This window comes from Streptomyces sp. E2N166, assembly GCF_003671715.1.
Taxonomy (GTDB): Bacteria; Actinomycetota; Actinomycetes; order Streptomycetales; family Streptomycetaceae; genus Streptomyces; species Streptomyces thinghirensis.
The window spans coordinates 1-414 of record NZ_RAIF01000050.1 but is presented as its reverse complement, the minus strand read 5'-3'; the positions used below and the strand labels follow the sequence as shown (position 1 = coordinate 414).

At 67.9% G+C, this 414-nt stretch carries 1 pseudogene; it reads right to left on the bottom strand.

Annotation, left to right across the window (positions count from 1 at the left end):
* Window positions 1-341: pseudogene (locus tag EBH09_RS37380) on the bottom strand (transposase); the annotation flags it as partial.
* Between the last annotated feature and the right edge of the window lie 73 nt (window positions 342-414).

Here is a 414-nt window from a genome sequence, read left to right as displayed (position 1 = left end):
TCGCGGTCGAATCCGGTGGGCCGGCCGCCTTGGGATCCTCGGTTGTGCCTGTGCCTTTGCTGGTCGAGACGTTCGGGGATGGTGTGCCGGATTCCGCGTCGTCGCAGGTAGCGCCGGTTGCTTCGGGACGTGTAGGCCTTGTCGGCCAGCACGTGGTCGGGCCGGGTGCGGGGCCGTCCCACTCCGGATCGGGGTACGGAGATCTGCCCCAGCACGTGCTCGAGCTGCGGGCCGTCACCGTAGTGTCCTGGTGTCAGAACGAAGGCGAGGGGCCGGCATCGTCCGTCGGCGGCGAGATGGATTTTGGTGGTGAATCCACCGCGGGAGCGTCCCAGACATTCGCCGATCTGACCACCTCCTCCAGGCGGATGGCCAGTTTCCGCAGCACCGGATCGACCTGGTTCGTCCCCCGGC